We start from the raw sequence: 1,249 nt of genomic DNA on the forward strand, positions 1-1,249 counted from the left end.
CACGAGTGTTGATTATCCAAAATTATACATACGCCTTCCATAAATTTGGGCATACTCAAACAAAGCAGCGGCCATCCCGGATTTCCAATCGAGAGGAAGCTGCCCAGAGAAAAAACGGCGAACGAACGAAATGAAGGAAAGAGAGACGTTCGTCTGTTTTTTGGTTTGATCATACAGCCATCGCAGCAACACATACGCAATGAACGCCCCAAACAGCTGATTGTATACCGCATTTTCCGTCGTGCCAAACAAGGTTGGGACATTCAGATATTGCTTTACCCAGCGGAAAAAGACTTCAACGGTCCAACGTTGTTGGTACATGTCGGCAATGGTTTCCGCAGACGCATGGAAGAGATTCGTCACGACCCGAATGTCGCGGCCATTTGCATCTCGAAAGATCACTACCCGGTGACGCTTGGTCGATCGGCATTGTTTCGTCCCCAACTGGCACGTGAAGTCGGCTTGAACCGATGAAGATGTGCTGGAAAGGCGTTTCAAGCTTTTTTTCTGATGAAGTTCGATGTTGTCCTTCATTCGAATGACAAAGAGCTGATGCTGCTCCACAAATCGATCGAGGCGTTCGATTTTGAAATACGCCCGGTCTTCCACCAGCACTTGTTGAGCGTTCGTCAACTGTTCTCCCACTGGGCCATCGTGACGCAGTCCGGTCGTTTCCACCACGTCTGCCGGCAGCGAGGATTCCGGCGAATACGCGACGTGCAGCTTCACTCCGGCGCGTTCGCCGTGATACGGAGCCCATGGGAGGCGGTTTTTCCCGACCGTGACGGTCGTCGAATCCACCACCCGAAGCGGTTTGGGAAACCGAAGCGAACGGCGGGTTTGGCGGTTGCACTTGGAAATGATCAACGCCAACAAGCGTTTCATGATGTCATAGGGAACTTCTTTCGCTTTCTTGGATACTGTGGAATAATGGAATCGCGGCAATCCATACAGAGGCCCCACATCGGCTCCGTGGCGAAAGCTTTTCCATTGATGCATGGCGGCCAGCAGGAAGAAGTGAATCAACTCGCGCAACGTAAAGGTTCGAGACGAATCACGATACCCAACCGCTTCGGCAATCAGTTGAATCTCTTCATCCGAAACAAGTTTTTGCATCAAATTCGGGAGTGTGGTATGCTTGTTCATAGAGAGCACCTCCTGGGTTTGTTTGTGTCGTTACTCACATTCTACAGGAAAGGTGCTCTTTTTTCTATACACTTTGGATTTTATTGGATAATCAACACGCCTG

General features: G+C 50.0%; 1 protein-coding gene. It reads right to left on the reverse strand.

Annotated elements, in window-relative coordinates:
• Positions 1–12: 12 nt before the first annotated feature.
• Positions 13–1,146: an IS4-like element IS5377 family transposase gene (locus M4I42_RS16890; RefSeq protein ID WP_268853192.1), complete on the reverse strand. Its 1,134-nt coding sequence runs from the start codon at positions 1,144–1,146 to the stop codon at positions 13–15.
• Positions 1,147–1,249 lie beyond the last annotated feature (103 nt).

The sequence above is a fragment of the Anoxybacillus sp. J5B_2022 genome (assembly GCF_026847645.1).
Taxonomy (GTDB): Bacteria; Bacillota; Bacilli; order Bacillales; family Anoxybacillaceae; genus Anoxybacteroides.

Coding starts and splice junctions, on each gene's coding strand:
- M4I42_RS16890 (WP_268853192.1), bottom strand. CDS start 1,146: ATGAACAAGCATACCACACTCCCGAATTTGATGCAAAAACTTGTTTCG.